Source organism: Natrinema soli, assembly GCF_028618695.1.
In genome coordinates this window covers 1-2,393 of the sequence record NZ_JAQIVI010000393.1, presented here as the reverse complement: position 1 = coordinate 2,393, position 2,393 = coordinate 1, and the positions used below count along the sequence as shown (strand labels likewise).

Genomic DNA, 2,393 nt, shown 5'->3' with positions numbered 1-2,393 from the left:
TCTGCGCCGTAGACGCCGCCGCCGACCCGTCGGTCGTGGCCTCGAGCCGTCCCGCATCGACCTGGTCGGCGACGAGGGCCGCGAGGCCGGGTTCGCCGACGACGTGACTTTCACCGTCGGTGATCGTCTCGATGACGGTTGGATCGATGTCCACGCCGGTTACGTTCCCCGTGGTCTCGGCGTAGACCGCTGCGAGCGGAAGCCCCATCTTCCCGAGGCCGTAGACGGCGACCGGAATTTCGCCGCCCGTCAGGCGGTCGCGCTGACGGTCGGGGGACTGGCTCGAGCCGTAGAGCCCGTCGGTAGTCCACCCGTTGGTCGCGTCGCGGCCGTCGCCAGAGACGTCCGGCATCAGGCTTCCACCTCCGGCTCCCGCGGCGGTTCGTCGTCCGTCTCGTCCGTCGGCCCCATCGCGAGCCGATCGATCAGCTGGACCGTCTCGAGGGCCTGAATGCCGTCCTCGGCGGTCACTTCCGGCTCGGTGCCGGCGCGAACCGCCTCGACGAACGACTCGAGTTCGTTTCGAAGCGGCTCGCCGGTGTCGACGCGAGGTCGCTCGACGACGCTCTCGTGGCGGTATCGGGACTGGCCGTCGTCCGTGAGGTACTCGGGGTAGGAATCGCGGTGGATCAGCACCGACTGCTCGAGATAGTCGACCTCGACGAGACACTCGCGGGCGGTGACGGTGAGCGTTCGCACTTTCTTCTGGGTGACGCGGCTCGCCGTCACCGTCGCGATGGCGTCGTCGTACTCGATCGTCGCGGTGGCGTAGTTGCCGTTCTCGGACCCCATCGCGGCGACCGAGTGCGGTTTTTCGTCGAGTATCGAGCCGACGACGTCGACGTCGTGGACCATCAGGTCGAAGACCACGTTGCCCGGTGCCGTCCGATCGATCGGCGGGCCGAGCCGGTGGGCCTCGATGCTGATCACGTCCAGATCGTCGATCAGCTCCTCGACCGTCTGCACCGCTGGGTTGAACCGCTCGATGTGACCGACCTGCAAGACGAGCCCCGCCTCGCGGGCCCGTTCGGCCAGTTTCTGGCCCTGCTCGACGGTTTCCGCGATCGGCTTCTCGACCAGCACGTTGACGCCCGCTTCGAGACAGGTCGAGACCGTCTCGTAGTGGGCGTGGGTCGGAACGGCCACCGTCACGAGGTCACAGCGTTCGCACAGCGTCTCGAGATCGATCGGTTCGGTCCCGTATTCGTCGGCGACTCGCCGCGCGATCCCGTCGTCGTGGTCGGTGACGCCGGCGAGTTCGACGCGCGGTAGTTCGGCGTAGATGCGCGCGTGGTTTTCGCCCATCGAGCCGACGCCGATGACGCCGGCTCGAATCTGTTCATCGGTCGTCGCGTCAGTCGTTCTGTCCGTACTCATTGGCAGGTAACGTGATCCCGCACTGCTTCGACAACGGTCTCCCTGTCGCGTGTCGACAGGCCCTGGTGAACGGGCAGTGATAGCACCTCCTCGGCCGCCCGTTCCGCGTGAGGGAGCCGCGCCGCGGCCGTACTGACCGTTTCGTAGGCCGGCTGGTGATGAATCGGCGTCTCGTAGTAGATCCCCGTCCCGACGTCACGATCGGTGAGGGCCGTCTCGAGGGCGTCCCGATCTTCCGTCCGAACCGTATACTGATGGTAGACGTGCTGAAAGCCGGCCGGCTCCGTCGGCGTCTCGAGCGGGAGGTCGGCGAACCGCTCGTCGTACGCTGCCGCGTTCTCACGGCGGGCGCGGTTAGATTCCGACAGCCGCTCGAGCTGGACGCGGCCGATCACCGCCTCGATACTCGTCATCCTGAAGTTGTGCCCGAGAGCGACGTGGTCGTAGCCGCCGGTCCCGCTCACGTCCCGGCCGTGGTTGACGTAGCTCGCGGCGCGGTCGGCGACGTCGTCGCGGTCGGTGACGATCATTCCGCCCTCGCCGGTCGTCATGTTCTTCGTCGGATAGAACGAGAAGCAGGCCGCGTCACCGAACGTGCCGACTCGCTCGCCGTCGACTTTCGCCCCGTGGGCCTGGCACGCGTCCTCGAGGACGAACAGATCGCGCTCGTCGGCGATGTCACACAGCGCCGGCATGTCCGCGGGCAGTCCGTAGAGGTGGACCGGCAGGAGCCCGGCGATGTCGTCGCGCTCGGCGAGCACCCGTTGTACGTCGGCCGGATCCAGCGTGTAGGTCTCGGGATCGATATCGGCGAAGACGGGGTTGCCGCCCGCCAGTCGGATCGCGTTCGCACTCGCGACGAAGGAAAACGGCGACGTAATCACGGCGTCGCCGTCCTCGAGTCCGATCGCCTCGAGGGCGGCGTGTAACGCGGTTGTTCCGTTGGCCGTCGCGACCGCGTCGTCGGTGCCACAGTAGGCCGCGAATTCGTCCTCGAAGGCCCTGACTTCCGGCCC

At 67.4% G+C, this 2,393-nt stretch carries 2 protein-coding genes and 1 pseudogene; all 3 read right to left on the bottom strand.

Annotated features, from left to right (window positions below; all coding sequences use genetic code 11):
* Positions 1 to 352, bottom strand: a pseudogene (locus PGX04_RS21835) (nucleotide sugar dehydrogenase); the annotation flags it as partial.
* Positions 352 to 1,377 (bottom strand): Gfo/Idh/MocA family protein, encoded by a 1,026-nt coding sequence (locus tag PGX04_RS21830; RefSeq protein ID WP_273740425.1) that lies wholly within the window; start codon positions 1,375 to 1,377, stop codon positions 352 to 354. The gene PGX04_RS21830 and the pseudogene PGX04_RS21835, both read right to left, overlap by 1 nt.
* On the bottom strand, positions 1,374 to 2,393 hold a 1,020-nt coding region (locus tag PGX04_RS21825), incomplete at its 5' end, for a DegT/DnrJ/EryC1/StrS family aminotransferase (protein ID WP_273740424.1). The genes PGX04_RS21825 and PGX04_RS21830, both read right to left, overlap by 4 nt.